We start from the raw sequence: 20,549 nt of genomic DNA, 5'->3' as shown, positions 1-20,549 counted from the left end.
CGAAAGGCGCTTATGTCTCCGGCGGGGCAAACCAGGCGGACTTGAAGTCGAACCAGCCGAGGGTGTTCATCCGCACGCCGCGCATGCTGCGCTGGCCGTGCAGCTGCAGCCAGTGGTGGAACAGCGGATGCAGCTGGTGGTTGCTGACCAGACGCTGGCAGAACTCCGCCAGCGGCAGGCGGTTGGCGCGCCACAGCGCCGCGTCCTGCGCCAGATCTTCGTTCATGCAATGCTGCATCAGCGGCAGTTCGTACAGCGTGGCGAACAGCGAAAACTCCAGCGGCAGATAGAAGTTGGCGCTGCCAAGCCACAGATCGCTGCGCGCGTCGCCCTGGTGCCAGGTAGCATAATCCACGCTTTGCACGATCAGGCGGATGCCGTGCTGCGCCAGCAGCGGCTCGATCGCCTGACGGATGGCGTGAAACTCCGAATGCTCATTGAAGTGGGTCATCGTCAGTTCGGTCAGCCCCGCCGGTTTGGGCTGCTGCGCCAGCGCGCGGTTGTGGTGCCAACGGGGCAGCAGGCCGTACGCCGGCGACCAGTAGCGTTGGTAGAGCGGCCCGGCGTGGCTCAGCAGCGAAATGGGATTGATCAATTCGCACAGCCAGCTGCGAATGGCGGGATCGGCGGCCAGCGGGGAGCGCCGGTCGAACAGCAGGAAATAGCAGCCCTCTTCCAGCCGGCTTTCCAGTTCGTTGTTGCCGGTTTCATCGCCCTGCAGCTGTACGCCGGAATGCACCAGTTCTTCGGAGAACTCCGGCAGCACCCAGATATTCACCTCGTCGATCAGCGCCCGGTAGCCAAAATAGTCGTCGAAGGCGTGGATCTTCATCTGGCTGGGGAGATTGCGCACTACGCGATAGGGGCCGGTGCCGATCGGATGGCGGGCGAAATCCGGCAGTTCGCGCCATTCGCGCGGCAGGATCATGGCGTGCACGCTGCCCAGCAGCCAGGGCAGCCAGTGGTCGGGGCTGCGCAGATGCACGTCAATCACGAATGGCGTCGGCGAGGTGACGCTCTCGATATGCGAGAACAGCGGTTGCGAGGTCAGACGCGAGAGAGAAGTAATGACGTCCGCCATCTCCAGTTCGCGGCCGTGATGAAAATGGATCGCCGGGCGCAGGTAAAATCGCCAGTGCAGTGGCGTCAACGCCTGCCAATGGTGAGACAGATCGGACTCCAGTTCCCCGTTTTCCTCATTTATGCGCGTCAGGCCGTTGAAGATCTGGCGCGCCAGATGGGTTTCCGAACGCCGCAGCGCCGAGCCGGGCAGCAGGTTGTACAACTGCCGGTAGTAGAGCACCCGCAGGATGTGTTTCCCCTGGCGGAAGCTACGCCCCAGCTGTGACAGCAGCATCTGGCGCACCACGTTTTTGTCGCCCACCAGTTGCACCAGCTGATCGATGCGATCCTGTTCCAGCAGCTCCTCGGCCCGCTGTTGCTGCAGCGCCAGGCCGGTGTAATGGAAGGTTAGCCGCGAACGCTTGCCGCGCCCCGACTCCGCCTGCCAGGTGAGCCAGCCTTCCCGCTGCATGGCGCTCAGCAGGGAGCGCACGTGGCGCCGCGAGCAGCTGAGCACCTCCGCCAGATCCTGCAGCGTGGTGTCGGTGGTTTCACCGTGGCAGCGCTGCCACAGGCGGATGAACTGCTGCTGCAATCTGGACGTGGACATAAAAGAGGAACGCTCCCGCTTCAACTCGTCAATTTTTCTTTCCCTATATTACGCCGATAATTTTCATCAATGAAAGGGGAGGGCGTAATCATGAAAGCTTTCTTATCCAGGCAGTTCTATCAGCGCTATTTCAGCGCGGTGCGCCGCCAGCGAGCCGACTGGCTGAGCGTGGTGCCCGAACAGGCGCGGCTGGCGATGCTGGCGCACCTGACGCAATGGGACATTAAAGAGATGACCGATAAGCAGTATCGCGAGCACCTGTAGGGGCTGCGGCAACAAGTTTCTGAGTAATGGTGCTGTTTCACCAGCCAGTGGGGCGACCCACTGGTTTTTTTATGCGCGGTCATGGCGATGTGCTTGCATTTTTCTCGCCGTGGCCTAAGGTTCTTTCTTCTGCTTTGAGGTCAGGGAAGACGATATGCAACGCCTGAGCCGGTTGTCACTGCGTATTAACCCCATCTTTGCCGCATTCCTGCTGATCGCTTTTCTCTCCGGCATCGCCGGCGCGTTGCTGACGCCGACGCTCAGTCTGTTTCTGACCACCGAGGTCAAAGTGCGGCCGCTGTGGGTCGGGCTGTTTTACACCGCCAATGCGGTGGCCGGCATCGTGGTCAGTTTTCTGCTGGCCAAGCGCTCCGACACCCGCGGCGATCGGCGCAGGCTGATCCTGCTGTGCTGCCTGATGGCGGTCGGCAACTGCCTGCTGTTCGCCTTTAACCGCGACTACCTGACGCTGATCACCGCCGGGGTGCTGATGTCCGCCATTGCCAACACCGCCATGCCGCAGATTTTCGCGTTGGCGCGGGAATACGCCGACAGCGAGGCGCGTGAGGTGGTGATGTTCAGCTCGGTGATGCGCGCCCAGCTTTCGCTGGCGTGGGTGATCGGCCCGCCGCTGTCGTTTGCGCTGGCGCTGAACTATGGGTTCACCGTGATGTTCCTGATCGCTGCCGCCACCTTCGCGGTTTGCGTGCTGCTGGTAGGGTTTATGCTGCCTTCGGTGCCGCGTGCGGCGGAGAATGGGGAGCTGCAGGGCGGGATGTCTGCGCCGATCGCGCCCGCCAGCGCCTGGCGCAATCGCGATGTGCGGCTGCTGTTCATCGCTTCGATGCTGATGTGGACCTGCAATACCTTGTATATCATCGATATGCCGCTGTATATCACCGCCGATCTCGGGCTGCCGGAAGGGCTGGCCGGGGTGCTGATGGGCACTGCCGCCGGGTTGGAAATCCCGGCAATGCTGCTGGCCGGTTATTACGTCAAACGTTTCGGCAAGCGCAACATGATGCTGCTGGCGGTGGCGGCGGGCGTGCTGTTTTATCTCGGGCTGACGGTGTTGGCGACCAAGCCGGCCCTGATCGCGCTGCAGCTGCTCAACGCGGTGTTTATCGGCATCGTCGCCGGTATCGGCATGCTCTATTTTCAGGATTTGATGCCGGGCCGGCCGGGCGCCGCCACCACGCTGTTCACCAACAGCATCTCTACCGGGGTGATCCTGGCCGGGGTGCTGCAGGGCGCGCTGGTGGAGAATTTCGGTCATGGTTCGGTGTATTGGATGGCGGCGCTGCTGGCGCTGGCGGCGCTCGGGATGAGCGCCAAAGTGCGTGAAGTGTGAGGTTAAACGACGGCATTCTTGATGCAAGTCATTGAGAAGGCTAAGCCGGGCGCTCAAGCTGAAGGCATATGGCGCGCGATCGTTGCGCCCACGCCCGTCTCGCTATTGAGATGCCGCCCTGTCGTTTAGAACAGTGGGAACGTTATGGATAAACTCACACCGCTCAAACCGCTTCCTTCCCTGTGCGCCCTTGGCGCCACGCTGATTATCTGGTTCCTCATTCCCGTGCCGGAGGGCGTTGCGCCCAACGCCTGGCAACTGCTGGCGCTATTTATCGGCACCATCATCGCCATCATCGGCAAGGCGATGCCGATCGGCGCGGTCTCGGTGATCGCCATCGCTCTGGTGGCGGTGACCGGCGTCACCAACCCCGGCAAGCCGGGCGCCGCGCTGGACGACGCGCTCAGCGGCTTTTCCAACCAGCTGATCTGGCTGATCGGCTTTTCGATCATGATCTCCCTCAGCCTGAACAAAACCGGGCTGGGCGCGCGCATCGGCTACTACTTTATTTCGCTGTTCGGCAAGAAGACGCTGGGCATCGCCTACGCGCTGACGCTGGCGGAAACCACGCTGGCGCCGGTGACGCCGAGCAACACCGCGCGCGGCGGCGGTATCATTCACCCGATCATGAAGTCGATCGCCGACAGCTTCGGCTCCAAACCCGAGCTCAATACCTCCGGCAAAATCGGCCGCTACCTGTCGCTGGTTAACTACAACATCAACCCGGTCACCTCGGCGATGTTTATCACCGCCACCGCGCCTAACCCGTTGATCGTCAGCCTGATCGCCAAAGGTACCCACGGCAGCTTCGAGCTGTCCTGGTCGATGTGGGCGGTCGCCGCCCTGGTGCCGGGGCTGTTCTCGTTGATCGTGATGCCGCTGGTCATCTACCTGCTGTATCCGCCTGAGGTGAAAAGCACCCCGGACGCGCCGCGCTTCGCGCGCGAAAAGCTGCAGGCGCTGGGGCCGGTGACGCTGCCGGAGAAAATTACTCTCGGGGTATTTGCGCTGCTGCTGGTGTTGTGGGCCGGCATTCCGGCGATGATCTTCGGCCCGGCGCTGGTGGTCAATCCCACCACCGCGGCGCTGATCGGCCTGGCGGTATTGCTGGCCACCGGCGTGCTGAGCTGGGAGGATGTGCTGAAGCATAAAGGCGCCTGGGACACCGTGGTGTGGTTCTCGGCGCTGGTGATGATGGCCAGCTTCCTCGGCAAGCTGGGGCTGATCGGCTGGCTGTCGCAAACCGTCGGCAACGGCATCGACCGTATGGGCATGAGCTGGGTGGGCGGCACGATCTTGCTGACCCTCATCTATTTGTATTCACACTATTTCTTCGCCAGCACCACTGCGCACGTGACGGCGATGTTCGCCGCTTTCTTCGCCGCCGGTATCGCGCTCGGCGCGCCACCGGCGCTGCTGGGCCTGATCCTGGCGTTCTCTTCTTCGCTGATGATGTCGCTGACGCATTACGGTACCGGCACCGCGCCGATCATCTTTGGCTCCGGCTATGTGACGTTGGGGGAGTGGTGGAAAGCGGGATGGGTGATGAGCGTGGTTAACCTGCTGATCTGGATAGTGATCGGCGGCGCATGGTGGAAGCTGCTGGGCTACTGGTGAGGAAAAAATTCACCCGCCGGGCGGCGGGTGAAGGGGATTAATTCAGAAACGCCGGCTGCTGCGCTTCGTAGCGGGAGATGTCCGCTTCATGCTGCAGCGTCAGGCCGATGCTGTCCAGCCCGTTGATCATGCAGTGGCGGCGGAAGCTGTCTATTTCAAACGGATAGCTTTTGCCACCGGCGTTGACCGTCTGGTTCTCCAGATCCACCACGAACTCCGTCCCCTCGTTGGCGTCCACCAGCTTGAACAGCTCGTCCACCTGCTGCTCGCTCAGCGTCACCGGCAACAGCTGGTTGTTGAACGAGTTGCCGTAGAAGATATCGGCAAAGCTCGGCGCAATCACCACTTTGAACCCGTAGTCGGTCAGCGCCCAGGGGGCGTGTTCGCGCGAGGAGCCGCAGCCGAAGTTTTCGCGCGCCAACAGGATGCTGGCACCTTTATAGCGCGGTTTGTTCAGCACGAACGCCGGGTTCGGTTGCTGGCCGGCGTCGTCGAGGAAGCGCCAGTCGTTGAACAGGTGCTGGCCGAAACCGGTGCGGGTGACCTTCTGTAAAAACTGCTTGGGAATAATGGCGTCGGTGTCGACGTTGGCCGCATCCAAAGGCACCACTAAGCCGGTATGTTGAGTAAATTTAGCCACGTTAGCCCCTTAGTGAATATCACGGATGTCGGCGAAGTGACCGGCGACGGCGGCCGCGGCGGCCATTGCCGGGCTGACCAGGTGGGTGCGCCCACCGCGGCCCTGGCGCCCTTCGAAGTTACGGTTGCTGGTGGACGCGCAGCGCTCGCCCGGATTCAGACGGTCGTTGTTCATCGCCAGACACATTGAGCAACCCGGCAAGCGCCATTCGAAACCGGCTTCGATAAAGATTTTGTCCAACCCTTCGGCTTCCGCCTGGGCCTTCACCGGGCCGGATCCCGGCACCACGATGGCCTGCACGCCGCTGGCGACCTTGCGCCCCTTGGCGATCGCCGCCGCCGCGCGCAGATCTTCGATGCGCGAGTTGGTGCAGGAGCCGATGAACACTTTGTCGATCGGCACTTCGGTCAATTTGATACCCGGTTTCAAATCCATGTAGGCCAACGCTTTCTCGGCGGAGGCGCGCTCGACCGGATCGCTGAACGATTCCGGCGCCGGGATCGCCTGATTGACGGCGATCACCTGGCCGGGGTTGGTGCCCCAGGTGACCTGCGGCGCGATCTCTTCGGCGTGCAGCGTCACTACGGTATCGAACTGGGCGTCGGCGTCGGACTTCAGCGTGCGCCAGTAAGCGACTGCCTGCTCCCAGTTTTCGCCGGTTGGCACGAACTGACGCCCCTTCAGGTAGGCGAAGGTGGTGTCGTCCGGCGCCACCAACCCGGCTTTGGCGCCCATTTCGATCGCCATGTTGCACAGGGTCATGCGGCCTTCCATGCTCAACGCTTCGATCGCCTTGCCGCAGAATTCCACCACGTGGCCGGTGCCGCCGGCGCTGCCGGTTTTGCCGATCACCGCCAGCACGATGTCTTTGGCGGTAATGCCCTCGGCGGCGTCGCCGGTCACTTCAATCTTCATGGTTTTGGCGCGGCCCTGCTTCAGGGTCTGGGTCGCCAGCACGTGCTCCACTTCCGAGGTGCCGATGCCGAACGCCAGAGAGCCAAAAGCGCCGTGGGTGGCGGTGTGCGAGTCGCCGCAGACGATGGTCATGCCCGGCAGCGTCATGCCTTGTTCTGGCCCAATCACGTGCACGATGCCCTGGAACGGGTGGTTCAGGTCATACAGCGAAACGCCGAATTCCGCGCAGTTCTTGATCAGCTCCTGCATCTGGATACGCGCCATTTCGCCGCTGGCGTTGATGTCTTTGGTCTGGGTCGACACGTTGTGATCCATGGTGGCGAAGGTTTTGCCCGGCTGGCGTACCTTGCGGCCCATGGCGCGCAGGCCGTCGAACGCCTGCGGCGAGGTGACTTCGTGCACCAGGTGACGGTCGATATACAGCAACGGCGTTTCGTTCGGCGCTTCGTGCACCACGTGGGCGTCGTACAGCTTCTGGTATAAGGTCTTGGCCATGTTATGCCCCCTGAGCTACAAAGCGAGCGATGATGTCGCCCATTTCATCGGTGCTGACGGCTTTGCCGTCACCGGCCAGATCGGCGGTGCGGTAGCCCTGTTCCAACGCCTGGTTGATGGCGCGTTCTACGGCGTCGGCCGCTTCATCGGCGCCCAGGCTGTAACGCAGCAGCAGGGTGGCGGACAGGATCTGTGCAATCGGGTTGGCGATGCCTTTGCCTGCAATATCCGGCGCGGAACCGCCCGCCGGTTCGTACAGGCCGAAACCTTGTTCGTTCAGGCTGGCGGATGGCAGCATGCCCATCGAGCCGGTGATCATCGCGCATTCGTCGGACAGGATGTCGCCGAACAGGTTGGAGCACAGCAGCACGTCGAACTGGGACGGATCTTTGATCAGCTGCATGGTGGCGTTGTCGATATACATGTGCGACAGCGACACGTCCGGGTAATCCCTGGCGACCTGACTGACCACTTCACGCCACAGGATGGAGCTTTGCAGCACGTTGGCCTTATCGATCGACGTCACCTTGTGGCGGCGCTTGCGGGCGGATTCGAAGGCGATGCGTGCGATGCGCTCAATCTCGAAACGGTGGTACACCTCGGTGTCGAAGGCGCGCTCCTGCATGCCCTGGCCTTCACGGCCCTTCGGCTGGCCGAAGTAGATACCGCCGGTCAATTCGCGCACGCACAGAATGTCGAAGCCGCGGGCGGCGATGTCGGCGCGCAGCGGACAGAACGCCTCCAGCCCTTGATACAGGCGCGCCGGGCGCAGGTTGCTGAACAGTTTGAAGTGTTTGCGCAGCGGCAACAGCGCGCCGCGTTCCGGCTGCTCGGCCGGCGGCAGATGTTCCCATTTCGGGCCGCCTACCGAGCCGAACAGGATGGCGTCGGCCTGCTCGCAGCCGGCGACGGTCGCCGCCGGCAGCGGGCTGCCGTGGCGATCGATGGCGATGCCGCCGACGTCGTACTCGGCGGTGGTGATGCGAATGTCAAAGCGTTGACGCACCGCGTCCAACACTTTGCGCGCCTGAGCCATTACTTCCGGGCCGATGCCGTCTCCGGGCAAGACGGCAATGTGATAAGTCTTCGTCATGTTCACACCGTTTCCTGATTATTTTGATGTTTGTTTTGCTGCAGGCGCTGCTTTTCTTTTTCTACCTGCTGTGAGCGCCAAATATTGTTCAACACGTGCACCATCGCCTTGGCGGAGGATTCGACGATGTCGGTCGCCAGACCCACGCCATGGAAGCGGCGGCCGTTGTAAGAGACCACGATATCCACCTGGCCCAGCGCGTCGCGGCCATGGCCCTTGGCGGTCAACTGGTACTTCACCAGCTCGATCGGGTAGTCGGTGATGCGATTGATCGCCTGATAAACCGCATCGACCGGGCCGTTGCCGGTGGCGGCTTCGGCTTTCTCTTCGCCGCCGCAGATCAGTTTCACCGAGGCGGTGGCCATGATGCTGCTGCCGGATTGCACGCTGAAGTAACCCAGGCTGAAGTGCTCAGGCTCTTCCTGTTGTTTGTTGATGAAGGCCAAGGCCTCCAGATCGTAGTCGAACACCTGGCCCTTTTTGTCGGCCAGCTTCAGGAAGGCGGCGTACAGGGTATCCAGGTTGTAATCCTGCTCCTGGTAGCCCATCTCTTCCATGCGGTGTTTCACCGCTGCGCGGCCGGATCGGGAGGTCAGGTTCAACTGCACGTCTTTCAGGCCGATCGACTGCGGGGTCATGATTTCGTAGTTTTCGCGGTTCTTCAGCACGCCGTCCTGGTGAATGCCGGAGGAGTGGGCGAAGGCGTTGGAGCCGACGATCGCCTTGTTGGCCGGGATCGGCATGTTGCACAGCTGGCTGACGATCTGACTGGTGCGGAAAATTTCCTGGTGATTGATGTTGGTGTGCACATTCATGATGTCCTGGCGCACTTTAATCGCCATGATCACTTCTTCCAGCGAACAGTTGCCGGCGCGTTCACCAATGCCGTTCAGGGTGCCTTCCACCTGGCGGGCACCGGCCTGCACTGCGGCGATGGAGTTGCCGACCGCCATGCCCAAATCGTCGTGGCAGTGCACGGAGATGATGGCTTTGTCGATGTTCGGCACGCGGTCATACAGGGTAGTGATGATGCCGCCAAACTGGTTCGGCGTGGTGTAGCCGACGGTGTCCGGGATATTGATGGTGGTGGCGCCGGCGTTGATGGCGGCTTCGACCACGCGACACAGATTGTCGATCGGCGTGCGGCCGGCGTCTTCACAGGAGAACTCCACGTCGTCGGTGTAGTTGCGGGCGCGTTTTACCGAGCGCACCGCCATCTCCAGCACTTCGTCGAACGAGCGCTTCAGCTTCGATTCGATGTGCAGGGTTGAGGTGGCCAGGAATACGTGGATGCGGAACGCTTCGGCGACGCGCAGCGCTTCGGCGGCCACGTCGATGTCTTTATCCACGCAGCGGGCCAGGCCGCAGACGCGGCTGTTCTTGATCTGGCGCGCGATGGTTTGCACCGACTCGAAGTCGCCCGGCGAAGAGACCGGGAAGCCGACTTCCATCACGTCAACGCCCATTCTTTCCAGCGCCAGCGCAATCTGAATCTTCTCTTTTACGCTCAGGCTGGCCTGCAGCGCCTGCTCGCCATCACGCAGCGTGGTATCGAAAATAATGACTTGTTGGCTCATCGGTGCATTCCTTATCGTGTTGATTTCACGCTAAGCGGGCAAAAAAAAACCCGCGCAGTAGCGCGGGTTTCTTATGGGTGATCGGCTGAGTCAGCTCCGAACGTCGTCCACAGGCATACCGCGCAAACAAGATGCGTTGAGTAGTAGGCCTAGTAGACGGTGTGTACGGATCATAAGGGTTCAGCTTCTCTTAAATTGGGTGTCTGCCTAATTTGATACGTGATTGGCCTGGCGATGTCAACACCTGATTGAATGCGGGGACAATGCATCAGCCCATTAGCTAAACAGAGGATCATTCGGCAAAAAAACGACGCCTTAGAGAAAAAAACGGGACCAGTTTGCGTGCTGCTTAGCATAAACGAATCGAATATATACTGCGCTAATTGCTTCTGGATTTCGTTGCGTTAAGATTTGTGATGAAAAAAGCAAGAGGGATTAATCACGGGGAGCAATAAAATAACATTTTCAATACAAATGGTTTAAATTGAACTCATATGAATAATTGATTGTTTTAGTCATAATATAACAAAATAATGCGTTTTTACACAAAGTGAGCGGTGTTTTTAGATGGTTTGATTGCTTATGATGTGTTTTTATAGTTTGTCTCATACAGTGCGGCGACGTTGTTCAATTGTATTAATCATTGTTGATACCTAATTATTAGTACTACCCAGGTGGCATTCTTCTCACTGACGGGGGAAGCTGCTGACATGTATTCCATATACGACTTATATCGTGTCGATAACACGAGGTTTTTTATCGATTGATGACGGTAATGGCAGGATTTGTCGTGCAAAGATAAGACAATGCGGCGTTTCATTGTTTGTCGAGCATAAGGATTAGATTATTTACACAGGATTTAGTGGAGTGAAATATGGCTGAATATGATTCAGAAATCGCCATGGTCAAAGAACCGGCGGACATCCATTTGCGCAGCGTCGATCTTAATTTACTGACGGTGTTTGACGCCGTGATGCAAATGCAAAATATTACGCGAGCCGCTAATTCGTTAGGGATGTCGCAGCCGGCGGTGAGCAACGCAGTAGCGCGCCTGAAGGTGATGTTCAACGACGAACTGTTCGTGCGCTGCGGCCGCGGGATCCAGCCCACCATGCGGGCCAGGCAGCTGTTCGGGCCGGTACGGCAAGCGCTGCAGCTGGTGCAGAATGAGTTGCCGGGATCTGAGTTTGAGCCGCTGACCAGCACGCGAGCGTTCTCCCTGTCGCTGTGCAGCCCGCTCGATTTGCGTCTGGGCGCCGGGATAATCAATCACGTCAAACAGATAGCGCCGCAGCTTAACCTGCAAATAAAGTCATACATTAACAATAATATTGAACGTCAATTACGCTATCAGGACGTGGAGTTTGTCATCGGCTACAGTCGTTTCGAGTCGGCGGAGTTTCGCAGCCTGGCGATGTTCGACGACGAATTAGTGCTGGCGGTTGCGCAGGCGCACCCGAGAATAGGCGAGGAGGTGACGCCGGAACACATGCTGGCCGAGCAGCATGCTGCGGTTTCCCTGGAAAGTTTTGGATCGTTCAGTAAACCTTTTTATTTAGACGAACCGATGCTGCGCGCCGTGACGCAGCAGTGCACGGATCTTTACAGCGTGTTGAATATGGTGTCGCAAACGGAAATGGTAGCGATTGCGCCCGCCTGGTTGGTGCGACAGCAGACGGAGGCGTTGAAAATAAAGGCGGTTCCTTTATGTGGCAACGATAATAAAGCCACCTGCTACCTCTCCTGGCATGAATCCTCAGAGCGGGATAAAGGCCACCAGTGGATGAAATCTGTCCTGATTGAGGCGGGTAACCCAAAGTAAAGCGATAAAGATGGGAACCATATAAAGATAATATTCAACTGAGCGTTTTTTTCTCATGATAAAAACTAAGAACTATCTGCGTTTTTATTAAGATATTTCTTGGTTTTGCGGCGATAGAATAACTTATTCTCAGGATAAATTTGTTCATTTAGCGAAAACAATTAATATAAATTAATATTCTGATTTTTACTTTCCAGCTGGAATTTTAAACTAACTCGATGTGGCGGCCCGAACGGGCCGCGTTTTATGGCCGCCATCAAACCTTTTCCTTCCCGTTTTGTCCAACCCCTGAAAGCGCGAAAGCCGGCCTGAGTTTTGGCTCACACTTCTACGCTGAAATCGCTTTTCCCCCTGCCTGAGAGTAGGTAGACTGCGCGGAAAAAAGTAAACACGTGTAAGCTGAGATGAGGGCCGCAAGGCATCGTTCAGGCTTAACTGTATGATTCATTTCAGGCTTAGAGCACTATGATCACTAATCTGCTGCAATACCATTTGATCCATCGTATACAGCATCAAATCACCCACCGAGCCGATCGCACAGCATTTCGCCAATGGTCGCCCAACGGCGAGCTTCAACTGACCTGGGGAGCGGCGGCTGCCCGCATTGATCGCATTGCTGCCGGGCTGCTGGCGCTGGGCGCCGAAGTGCAAGAACGTATCGGTATCTTCGCCAATAACACGATGGCCTGGTCGTTGACCGATCTCGCGATCCTGCACCTGCGTGGCGTCAGCGTACCGCTCTATTCCACCAATACGCCGGCGCAGGCGGCCTTCGTCATCAACGACGCTGACATTCGCATCCTGTTCGTCGGCGAGCAGGCGCAGCTGGATGCCGCCATCGCACTGCGTGGCGTCTGCCCACAGCTGAGTCATATCATCGTGTTCGACGAGGGCGCCGATCTGCGCGGCTGCGAGATCGCACAACACCTGAGCGCCTTCGAGCGCGCTGCCGATCCGGCGGCTTTTATCGCTCAACGTCGGCAGCGCATTGAAGAGTGCGACCTGCAGGATCTCTTTACCCTGATCTATACCTCGGGCACCACCGGCGAACCGAAAGGGGTAATGCTGGACTACCGCAACCTGGCGGCGCAGCTCTACCTGCATGATGAGAGACTGACGGTCGGCGAAGAGGATGTGTCGCTCAGTTTCCTGCCGCTGTCGCACGTGTTCGAGCGTGCCTGGAGCTTCTTTGTCATGCATTCCGGCGCGCAGAATGTTTTCCTGCCGAACACCGACTGGGTACGGGAAGCTATGGGGCAGGTGCGGCCGACGTTAATGTGCGCGGTACCGCGTTTCTACGAGAAGATTTTCAGCGCGGTGCATGAAAAAGTGGCGCGCGCGCCTTGGCTGCGCCGCGCGCTGTTCCACTGGGCGATCGTCTGCGGGGAGCGCAAGTTCCTGCAAGAGCGGGCCAAACCGTTGGGCAAACTGTTCGAACTCTCCCACCGCTGGGCCGACAAGCTGGTGTTGAGCAAGCTGCGCGGCATTCTCGGCGGCCGGGTGCGTTTCTTGCCGGCGGCGGGCGCCAAGCTGGATGACAATGTGATCCTGTTTTTCCAGGCGATGGGCGTCAACATCAAGTACGGCTACGGCATGACCGAAACCTGTGCGACCGTGTCCTGCTGGGAAGAGGGGCATTTCCGCTTCGGCTCTATCGGTAAACCGCTGCCGGAGGTCGAGGTGCGCATCGGTGAAGAAAATGAAATTCAGGTGCGCGGGCCGATCGTGATGCGCGGCTATTTCAACAAACCGTTGGAAACCGCCGCGACCTTTACCGCCGATGGCTGGCTGAAAACCGGCGACGCCGGGGCGATCGATGAAGAGGGCAATCTGTTCATCACCGAGCGCCTGAAAGATTTGATGAAAACCTCCGGCGGCAAATACATAGCGCCGCAGATGCTGGAAGGCACGCTGGCGCAGGACCGCTTTATCGAGCAGGTGGCGATCATCGCCGATGCGCGCAAGTTCGTTTCCGCGCTGATCGTGCCGTGCTTTGAGTCGCTGGAAGAGTACGCGAAGTCAGTCAACCTGAAATACCAGGATCGCCTGGAGCTGCTGCGCAACGGCGAGATCCTCGCGATGTTCGAAAAGCGCCTGCGTGAGATGCAAAAGGAGCTGGCGCGTTTCGAGCAGGTGAAGAAGTTCACGCTGCTGCCGGCGGCTTTTTCCATGGAGTTGGGGGAGCTGACGCCCACGCTGAAGCTGCGCCGCAAAGTGATCCTGCAGCGCTATCAGCGCGAAATCGACTCGATGTACCAGGAACAGGCCTGACGCCGCCGCCGGGCCATGTGCCCGGCGAAAAAAGCGGCATATCCATCACCTGATTTAGTTCTGTAATTTCCCTCCTGTTCGAAACAATGCCTAGCCCGACAACCCTGAGGCTAGCGCATTGTTTTTATAAAGCGGCGATCTCCAGCCGCTTGGCAATAACCCCGCCACCGTTAAGCTATTTTGCCGTTTGCCTGCCCCATATTCTGACGTTATGTTAATTCGATAGCGACAACCCATAAAAACTTTGGGGCATTGCCCCGCAGCAGGCGCTACGTTCCGGCGCCAGAGAAGAATAAGCAAGCCTGGAGGCAAACCCATGGAGATGTTGTCAGGAGCCGAGATGGTCGTCCGATCGTTGATCGATCAGGGCGTTAAACATGTATTCGGCTACCCCGGCGGGGCGGTGCTCGATATCTACGACGCCCTGCATACGGTCGGAGGGATCGATCATATTCTGGTGCGCCACGAGCAAGGTGCGGTGCACATGGCCGACGGTTATGCGCGCGCCACCGGCGAAGTGGGCGTGGTGCTGGTGACCTCCGGCCCCGGCGCCACCAACGCCATTACCGGTATCGCCACCGCCTATATGGACTCGATCCCGATGGTCGTCCTGTCGGGGCAGGTGCCCAGCTCGCTGATCGGCTACGACGCCTTCCAGGAGTGCGATATGGTGGGGATTTCTCGGCCGGTGGTGAAACATAGCTTCCTGGTGAAACGTACCGAAGACATCCCGGCGGTGTTGAAGAAGGCCTTTTACCTGGCTTCCAGCGGCCGCCCCGGCCCGGTGGTGATCGATCTGCCGAAAGACATCGTCGGCCCGGCGGTGCGGATGCCTTATGCCTATCCGCAGGACGTGAGCATGCGTTCCTACAACCCGACGGTGCAGGGCCATCGCGGGCAGATCAAACGCGCGTTGCAAACCATCCTGGCGGCCAAAAAGCCGGTGATGTACGTCGGCGGCGGCGCGATCAACGCCGGTTGCGAAGCCGAACTGTTGGCGTTGGCGGAGCAGCTGAACCTGCCGGTGACCAGCAGCCTGATGGGACTGGGCGCTTTCCCCGGCACCCATCGCCAGAGTGTCGGCATGCTCGGCATGCACGGCACCTATGAAGCCAACAAAACCATGCACCATGCCGACGTGATCTTCGCCGTCGGCGTGCGTTTCGACGATCGCACTACCAACAATCTGGCCAAATACTGCCCGGACGCCACCGTGCTGCACATCGATATCGATCCGACCTCGATCTCCAAAACGGTGGACGCCGATATCCCGATCGTCGGCGATGCCAAACAGGTGCTGGTGCAGATGCTGGAGCTGTTGGCGCAGGATGACAAGGCGCAGGATCACGATGCGCTGCGCGACTGGTGGCAGTCTATCGAACAGTGGCGCGCCCGCGACTGTTTGGGGTACGACAAAAAAAGCGGCACCATCAAGCCGCAGGCGGTGATCGAAACCCTGCATCGCCTGACCAAAGGCGACGCCTATGTCACCTCCGACGTGGGGCAGCACCAGATGTTCGCCGCGCTCTATTATCCATTCGACAAACCGCGCCGTTGGATCAACTCCGGCGGCCTCGGCACCATGGGCTTCGGCCTGCCGGCGGCATTGGGCGTCAAACTGGCGCTGCCGGAGGAAACCGTGGTGTGCGTGACCGGCGACGGCAGCATTCAGATGAATATTCAGGAGCTGTCCACCGCGCTGCAATATAACCTGCCGGTGGTGGTGGTGAACCTCAACAACCGCTATCTGGGCATGGTCAAGCAGTGGCAGGACATGATTTATTCCGGCCGTCATTCGCAGTCTTACATGGATTCGCTGCCGGACTTCGTCAAGCTGGCCGAGGCTTACGGCCATGTCGGCATCGCCATCCGCACGCCGGATGAGCTGGAAAGCAAGCTGGCGCAGGCGCTGGCGGAAAAAGAGCGGCTGGTGTTCGTCGACGTGACCGTCGATGAAACCGAACATGTCTACCCGATGCAGATCCGCGGCGGAAGCATGGACGAAATGTGGCTTAGCAAAACGGAGAGGACCTGATCATGCGCCGTATTTTATCTGTCTTGCTGGAAAACGAATCCGGCGCCCTGTCGCGCGTGGTGGGGCTGTTCTCCCAGCGCGGTTACAACATCGAGAGCCTGACTGTGGCGCCGACCGACGATCCGACGCTGTCGCGCATGACTATCCAGACCGTCGGCGACGAGAAAGTGCTGGAGCAGATTGAGAAGCAGTTGCACAAGCTGGTGGACGTGCTGCGCGTCAGCGAGCTGGTGCAGGGCGCCCACGTCGAGCGCGAGATCATGCTGGTGAAGCTGCAGGCCAGCGGCTACGGCCGTGAAGAGGTGAAGCGCTGCGCCGACATTTTCCGCGGCCAGATTGTTGATGTGACGGCGACGCTGTATACGGTGCAGCTGGCCGGCACCAGCGACAAGCTCGACGCCTTCCTGAGCGCGGTGCGTGAAGTGGCGGAGATCGTGGAAGTGGCGCGTTCCGGCGTGGTCGGCGTGTCGCGCGGCGACAAAATCATGCGCTGAGCGCGGTCTGGCGGCGAATAATCGGGGCGCGGCGTGGCTGCGCCCTTTGTTTTTCGGTATTTTTTGCCCGATTGCTGGCACCTTTCGGCAAAAGCGGTTGCTAGGCAGTGTTTTCTGCTGTTAGATCGCAGAGGCTGGATTGAATAACCGTACGGGATGCCATGGTTAATCCGAGCACAGCCTTCACTTCTATTTTCAGCGTCATTAAGGGGTTAATGTGAAACTGGATGAAATCGCGCGTCTCGCGGGCGTTTCGCGCACGACGGCCAGTTATGTCATCAACGGCAAGGCGAAGCAGTATCGTGTCAGCGATAAAACCGTCGAGAAAGTGATGGCCGTGGTCAGGGAGCATAACTATCACCCGAATGCCGTCGCGGCGGGGCTGCGCGCCGGGCGCACCCGTTCTATCGGCCTGGTGATCCCGGATCTGGAAAATACCAGCTATACCCGCATCGCCAACTACCTGGAGCGCCAGGCGCGCCAGCGGGGTTACCAATTGCTGATCGCCTGTTCCGAAGATCAGCCGGACAACGAAATGCGCTGTATCGAGCACCTGTTGCAGCGTCAGGTGGATGCCATTATCGTCTCCACCGCCTTGCCGCCGGAACATCCTTTCTATCAACGCTGGGCCAACGATCCGCTGCCGATCATCGCGCTGGACCGCGCGCTGGATCGCGAGCATTTCATCAGCGTTGTGGGCGCCGATCAGGAAGATGCCTTTGCGCTGGCGCAGGAGCTGCGCACCTTCCCGGCTGAATCGGTGCTGTATCTGGGCGCCTTGCCGGAGCTTTCGGTGAGCTTCCTGCGTGAGCAGGGCTTCCGTCAGGCCTGGCAAGAGGATCCCCGCCACGTCGATTACCTGTACGCCAACAGCTATGAACGCGAAGCCGCCGGCGCGCTGTTTGCCGAATGGCTGAAAACGCACCCGATGCCGCAGGCGCTGTTTACCACGTCGTTCTCTTTATTGCAGGGCGTGATGGACGTGACGCTGAAGCAACGTGGCCGCTTGCCGACCGATCTGGCGATTGCCACCTTCGGCGATCATGAACTGTTGGATTTCCTGGAGTGCCCGGTATTGGCGGTAGCGCAGCGCCATCGCGACGTGGCCGAGCGCGTGCTGGAGCTGGTGCTGGCCAGCCTGGACGAACCGCGTAAACCCAAGCCGGGGCTGACGCGCATTCGCCGCAATCTGTTCCGCCGCGGCAGCCTGAGCCGCAAGTAGTTTGCCTGACAGGGGCCCACATTGGCGGGCTCCTGGTTTAGACGTAATCCGCCACCCGGAACAGCCGCCGGCAGTATTCCAGGAAATAGCCATACACCACGCCCATCGCCATGGAGACCAGCGCATTGCTGGTTACCGCCGCCAGCATTTGTTGGCCGTCGGCGCCTACGCTCCATAGAATGGCGGCATAAACCGGCGACTGGAAGCTGACGTAGGCCAGCAGATCGGCGAGGTTGCGCAGCAGGAACTGGCCGCGCGGGCAGCGGCGCGCCGTGCGGATAAACAGATCGCGATAGCGGCCGTAAGGCCAGGCGATCAGGATGTTGACCGGGATCGACAACAGGCGTGAAGAGAGGGATTGCTGGAAGCTCATGCCTGAGATCAACACTTCTATCGCCATGCCGGCGATAAAGCAATACACCACCAGTGCGAACGTATCGGCAGCGGCGCTACGCCAGTGAGTAGCGGGCGAAAGCATGTGTCACCCCTTCTAGTTAAAATTCTGTTAAATCACTCATTGTTGGATGTTAAGGCTGGTTTTTTGCCTTTTTTATAGTGTACTAATCTGGATTGTGTTTTTTAACTAGGTTTAAATTTTTATTTTTAACATTTGTTCGCTTTTTGTCCCGCAGAACAGGGGCGTAGGATGGGGCGGAGAGATTAAAATCGGTGTTTTTAAATAAATCGATTAAAAACATAAGGTTGCGATTTTTCGTTTTTGAAGGGGATTTTTTCCGGCAAAAATTGTGGAAATAAAGGTGTAAGAAAATGAAACCATAATTGTAAACAGGTATTTTGGGAATAATCTTACCAAGTTGATTTGAATCGAAATTACTTCTGCTCGTAATATCCGAACCATTTATTTTTATCGCGGCCTCATCACGGCGGTGCAAATTGAAGTAAAATAGCGCCCGGTTTTACGGTGAATAACGATTGAGCGTTATTAACTCAAGGAGTTATGGCCTTATTCCGCGATCGGTTCGCCTGGCGCCGAGCCTTGGCGGGCGCGGCTCGCCAGCGGTTACCGCACTGAGATTGCCGAGCTGAAAAATGAGACATGGCTTGCAGAAGGAAGTAATGAGTTAATTAATCGCCAGTTCGTCAGGTTTTTAATCAGATTCTTTCCGCTTAGAAAATTCTCTCCGTTTATCATGGTGTTAATTTTTAATCGTCGAATAATCAGAGTTTCTTTCGCGAGTCAGCTCCCAAAATGACCAGAGAAATATTGCCAAAGCGCTGGCGCTCTGGCTTGACAAGGTTTTCATACCCTCCGTAAACTCCATTGTGTGGGAATTTGTGGGGTAAAGTGGTGAAAACGGTCACTAAGGGGTAGCTCAGGAATGTTCCGTGGAGCGACGATGGTCAACCTCGACAGCAAAGGGCGGCTCGCCGTACCTACCCGATATCGGGAATTGCTCAACGAGGAATCGCAAGGCCAAATGGTCTGTACCATTGACCTCCATCAGCCCTGTCTGCTGCTTTATCCTTTGCCCGAATGGGAAATTATTGAACAAAAATTATCACGTCTGTCGAGCATGAATCCCGCCGAGCGCCGCGTTCAGCGCCTGCTGTTGGGGCATGCCAGTGAGTGTCAGATGGATAGTGCCGGTCGTTTGCTGTTAGCCAGTACGCTGCGGCAACACGCCGGGCTCACGAAAGAAGTGATGCTGGTCGGTCAGTTCAACAAGTTTGAACTGTGGGATGAACAGACCTGGTATCAACAAGTCAAGGATGATATTGACGCTGAACAGTCGACTCAGGAACCGTTGTCTGAGCGGCTACAGGACTTGTCGCTATAAGCATGTTGGAAAACTATAAACACACCACCGTCCTGCTGGACGAAGCCGTCAATGGCCTCAACATCCGCAGTAACGGCATATATATCGACGGTACTTTTGGTCGCGGTGGCCATTCTCGTCTGATTCTGTCCCAGCTGGGGCCGGAAGGGCGCTTGCTGGCGATTGACCGTGACCCTCAGGCGATTGCAGCCGCCAAATCTATTGAAGATCCTCGTTTTACCATCGTACACGGCCCATTTTCCGAGTTGTCGCACTATGTGCGGGAGCGCGAGCTGTTGGGCAAGATCGACGGCGTTCTGCTCGACCTGGGCGTTTCCTCGCCGCAGCTTGACGACGCGGAGCGCGGGTTCTCCTTTATGCGCGATGGCCCGCTGGACATGCGCATGGATCCGTCCACCGGCCTGTCCGCCGCGGAATGGCTGATGAAGGCCGAAGCGGACGACATCGCCTGGGTGCTGAAAACCTTCGGCGAAGAGCGTTTCGCCAAGCGCATCGCGCGCGCCATCGTCGAAAGAAACCGCGTGGAGCCGATGACGCGCACCAAAGAGCTGGCGGATCTGATCGCCGATGCCAGTCCGTTCCGGGAAAAGCACAAACACCCGGCGACGCGCAGCTTCCAGGCGATCCGCATCTATATCAACAGCGAGCTGGAAGAGATCGAGCGTGCGCTCGACGGCGCGCTGGAAGTGCTGGCCCCGCAGGGCCGTTTGTCGATCATCAGCTTCCACTCGCTGGAAGACCGCATCGTCAAACGTTTTATGCGTCACCACAGCCGCGGCGCCCAGGTGCCGGCTGGCATTCCGTTGACCGAAGAGCAGCTGCGCGGCATGGGCGGCCGGACGCTGAAAGCGCTGGGCAAAATGATGCCGTCGGAAGCGGAAGTGGCGGACAACCCGCGTGCGCGCAGCTCGGTGCTGCGTATTGCTGAGAGGATGCCCGCGTGATCGGCAACGAACGTCACGGTCTGGTTGGGGTCATTGGCGGCGATCTGCTGCGCAACGCCAAGATCCCCCTGATTTTACTGATTGCGTCACTGGTCTCCGCGATTTTCGTGGTGACTACCGCGCACCGCACCCGCCTGCTGACCGCCGAGCGCGAACAGCTGGTTCTGGAGCGCGATGCGCTGGATATCGAGTGGCGTAACCTGATTTTAGAAGAGAACGCCCTCGGCGATCACAGCCGGGTTGAACGTATCGCGACAGAAAAACTGCAGATGCAACACGTTGATCCATCGCAGGAAAATATCATCGTTAAACAATGAATGGTTTAACCGGAATAATGA

General features: G+C 58.5%; 17 protein-coding genes. 11 read left to right on the top strand and 6 right to left on the bottom strand.

The window, feature by feature from the left end; all coding sequences use genetic code 11:
* Nucleotides 1-10: 10 nt before the first annotated feature.
* The gene (gene sgrR, locus ACJ8QF_RS18685; protein ID WP_015376637.1) at nucleotides 11-1,672 is read right to left on the bottom strand and encodes an HTH-type transcriptional regulator SgrR; all 1,662 of its coding nucleotides are present in this window, start codon (nucleotides 1,670-1,672) and stop codon (nucleotides 11-13) included.
* A gap of 90 nt (nucleotides 1,673-1,762) precedes the next feature.
* On the opposite strand from sgrR, the gene sgrT reads away from it, so the two are divergent.
* The 3 genes from sgrT to ACJ8QF_RS18670 all read left to right on the top strand — a co-directional run bounded on the left by sgrT (nucleotide 1,763) and on the right by ACJ8QF_RS18670 (nucleotide 4,904).
* On the top strand, nucleotides 1,763-1,936 hold the full coding sequence (sgrT, locus tag ACJ8QF_RS18680; protein WP_004932838.1) for a glucose uptake inhibitor SgrT: 174 nt from the start codon (nucleotides 1,763-1,765) through the stop codon (nucleotides 1,934-1,936).
* Between the two features lie 154 nt (nucleotides 1,937-2,090).
* On the top strand, nucleotides 2,091-3,287 hold the full coding sequence (locus ACJ8QF_RS18675; RefSeq protein ID WP_197753553.1) for a sugar efflux transporter: 1,197 nt from the start codon (nucleotides 2,091-2,093) through the stop codon (nucleotides 3,285-3,287).
* Between the two features lie 144 nt (nucleotides 3,288-3,431).
* Nucleotides 3,432-4,904: a DASS family sodium-coupled anion symporter gene (locus tag ACJ8QF_RS18670; protein WP_049188009.1), complete on the top strand. Its 1,473-nt coding sequence runs from the start codon at nucleotides 3,432-3,434 to the stop codon at nucleotides 4,902-4,904.
* Between the two features lie 37 nt (nucleotides 4,905-4,941).
* On the opposite strand, the gene leuD is transcribed toward ACJ8QF_RS18670, so the two are convergent.
* From leuD to leuA, 4 genes are read right to left on the bottom strand one after another with little or no spacing between them, the layout of a single operon-like run.
* Complete coding sequence (leuD, locus tag ACJ8QF_RS18665) at nucleotides 4,942-5,544, bottom strand: 3-isopropylmalate dehydratase small subunit (protein ID WP_004932829.1); 603 nt, start codon at nucleotides 5,542-5,544, stop codon at nucleotides 4,942-4,944.
* Nucleotides 5,545-5,553: 9 nt separating this feature from the next.
* Entirely contained in the window at nucleotides 5,554-6,954 is a 1,401-nt protein-coding gene (gene leuC / locus ACJ8QF_RS18660) for a 3-isopropylmalate dehydratase large subunit (RefSeq protein WP_131165215.1), read from the bottom strand.
* 1 nt (nucleotide 6,955) lies between these two features.
* Complete coding sequence (gene leuB / locus ACJ8QF_RS18655; protein ID WP_049188012.1) at nucleotides 6,956-8,047, bottom strand: 3-isopropylmalate dehydrogenase; 1,092 nt, start codon at nucleotides 8,045-8,047, stop codon at nucleotides 6,956-6,958.
* Between the two features lie 2 nt (nucleotides 8,048-8,049).
* Nucleotides 8,050-9,624, bottom strand: a complete 1,575-nt coding sequence (leuA, locus tag ACJ8QF_RS18650) for a 2-isopropylmalate synthase (RefSeq protein ID WP_004932820.1) — start codon at nucleotides 9,622-9,624, stop codon at nucleotides 8,050-8,052.
* A gap of 874 nt (nucleotides 9,625-10,498) precedes the next feature.
* Between leuA and leuO the strand changes: the two genes are divergently transcribed.
* From leuO to cra, 5 genes are all read left to right on the top strand, one after another.
* A complete protein-coding gene (gene leuO / locus ACJ8QF_RS18645; protein WP_004932811.1) occupies nucleotides 10,499-11,446 on the top strand; it encodes a transcriptional regulator LeuO in 948 nt (315 codons plus the stop codon).
* Nucleotides 11,447-11,911: 465 nt separating this feature from the next.
* Nucleotides 11,912-13,717, top strand: a complete 1,806-nt coding sequence (locus tag ACJ8QF_RS18640) for an AMP-dependent synthetase/ligase (protein WP_442537751.1) — start codon at nucleotides 11,912-11,914, stop codon at nucleotides 13,715-13,717.
* A gap of 316 nt (nucleotides 13,718-14,033) precedes the next feature.
* Nucleotides 14,034-15,752: an acetolactate synthase 3 large subunit gene (gene ilvI / locus ACJ8QF_RS18635; protein WP_131165217.1), complete on the top strand. Its 1,719-nt coding sequence runs from the start codon at nucleotides 14,034-14,036 to the stop codon at nucleotides 15,750-15,752.
* A 2-nt stretch (nucleotides 15,753-15,754) separates the two neighbouring features.
* Nucleotides 15,755-16,246 (top strand): acetolactate synthase small subunit, encoded by a 492-nt coding sequence (ilvN, locus tag ACJ8QF_RS18630; RefSeq protein WP_004932806.1) that lies wholly within the window; start codon nucleotides 15,755-15,757, stop codon nucleotides 16,244-16,246.
* Nucleotides 16,247-16,463: 217 nt separating this feature from the next.
* Nucleotides 16,464-17,468 carry a catabolite repressor/activator gene (cra, locus tag ACJ8QF_RS18625; protein ID WP_004932801.1) on the top strand — a complete coding sequence of 335 codons (1,005 nt, stop codon included), beginning with the start codon at nucleotides 16,464-16,466 and terminating at the stop codon, nucleotides 17,466-17,468.
* A gap of 37 nt (nucleotides 17,469-17,505) precedes the next feature.
* On the opposite strand, the gene ACJ8QF_RS18620 is transcribed toward cra, so the two are convergent.
* Nucleotides 17,506-17,946, bottom strand: a complete 441-nt coding sequence (locus ACJ8QF_RS18620) for an L-alanine exporter AlaE (RefSeq protein ID WP_004932798.1) — start codon at nucleotides 17,944-17,946, stop codon at nucleotides 17,506-17,508.
* Between the two features lie 862 nt (nucleotides 17,947-18,808).
* Between ACJ8QF_RS18620 and mraZ the strand changes: the two genes are divergently transcribed.
* Genes mraZ through ftsL form a run of 3 tightly spaced genes read left to right on the top strand, consistent with a single transcriptional unit; the run spans nucleotide 18,809 to nucleotide 20,528 of the window.
* Nucleotides 18,809-19,267: a division/cell wall cluster transcriptional repressor MraZ gene (mraZ, locus tag ACJ8QF_RS18615; RefSeq protein ID WP_004932796.1), complete on the top strand. Its 459-nt coding sequence runs from the start codon at nucleotides 18,809-18,811 to the stop codon at nucleotides 19,265-19,267.
* Nucleotides 19,268-19,269: 2 nt separating this feature from the next.
* Nucleotides 19,270-20,211: a 16S rRNA (cytosine(1402)-N(4))-methyltransferase RsmH gene (gene rsmH / locus ACJ8QF_RS18610; protein ID WP_442537750.1), complete on the top strand. Its 942-nt coding sequence runs from the start codon at nucleotides 19,270-19,272 to the stop codon at nucleotides 20,209-20,211.
* Nucleotides 20,208-20,528 carry a cell division protein FtsL gene (gene ftsL, locus ACJ8QF_RS18605; protein ID WP_015376645.1) on the top strand — a complete coding sequence of 107 codons (321 nt, stop codon included), beginning with the start codon at nucleotides 20,208-20,210 and terminating at the stop codon, nucleotides 20,526-20,528. The genes rsmH and ftsL overlap by 4 nt, the downstream gene beginning before the upstream one ends.
* Nucleotides 20,529-20,549 lie beyond the last annotated feature (21 nt).

It is taken from the genome of Serratia sp. CY81684 (genome assembly GCF_052166595.1).
GTDB lineage: Bacteria > Pseudomonadota > Gammaproteobacteria > Enterobacterales > Enterobacteriaceae > Serratia > Serratia nematodiphila.
This window is presented reverse-complemented; position numbering and strand designations above follow the sequence as displayed.

Bases quoted from the DNA above. Each gene is read 5' to 3' on its own strand.
- sgrR (WP_015376637.1), bottom strand. From the start codon at position 1,672: ATGTCCACGTCCAGATTGCAGCAGCAGTTCATCCGCCTGTGGCAGCGC.
- sgrT (WP_004932838.1), top strand. From the start codon at position 1,763: ATGAAAGCTTTCTTATCCAGGCAGTTCTATCAGCGCTATTTCAGCGCG.
- ACJ8QF_RS18675 (WP_197753553.1), top strand. From the start codon at position 2,091: ATGCAACGCCTGAGCCGGTTGTCACTGCGTATTAACCCCATCTTTGCC.
- ACJ8QF_RS18670 (WP_049188009.1), top strand. From the start codon at position 3,432: ATGGATAAACTCACACCGCTCAAACCGCTTCCTTCCCTGTGCGCCCTT.
- leuC (WP_131165215.1), bottom strand. From the start codon at position 6,954: ATGGCCAAGACCTTATACCAGAAGCTGTACGACGCCCACGTGGTGCAC.
- leuB (WP_049188012.1), bottom strand. From the start codon at position 8,047: ATGACGAAGACTTATCACATTGCCGTCTTGCCCGGAGACGGCATCGGC.
- leuA (WP_004932820.1), bottom strand. From the start codon at position 9,624: ATGAGCCAACAAGTCATTATTTTCGATACCACGCTGCGTGATGGCGAG.
- leuO (WP_004932811.1), top strand. From the start codon at position 10,499: ATGGCTGAATATGATTCAGAAATCGCCATGGTCAAAGAACCGGCGGAC.
- ACJ8QF_RS18640 (WP_442537751.1), top strand. From the start codon at position 11,912: ATGATCACTAATCTGCTGCAATACCATTTGATCCATCGTATACAGCAT.
- ilvI (WP_131165217.1), top strand. From the start codon at position 14,034: ATGGAGATGTTGTCAGGAGCCGAGATGGTCGTCCGATCGTTGATCGAT.
- ilvN (WP_004932806.1), top strand. From the start codon at position 15,755: ATGCGCCGTATTTTATCTGTCTTGCTGGAAAACGAATCCGGCGCCCTG.
- ACJ8QF_RS18620 (WP_004932798.1), bottom strand. From the start codon at position 17,946: ATGCTTTCGCCCGCTACTCACTGGCGTAGCGCCGCTGCCGATACGTTC.
- mraZ (WP_004932796.1), top strand. From the start codon at position 18,809: ATGTTCCGTGGAGCGACGATGGTCAACCTCGACAGCAAAGGGCGGCTC.
- rsmH (WP_442537750.1), top strand. From the start codon at position 19,270: ATGTTGGAAAACTATAAACACACCACCGTCCTGCTGGACGAAGCCGTC.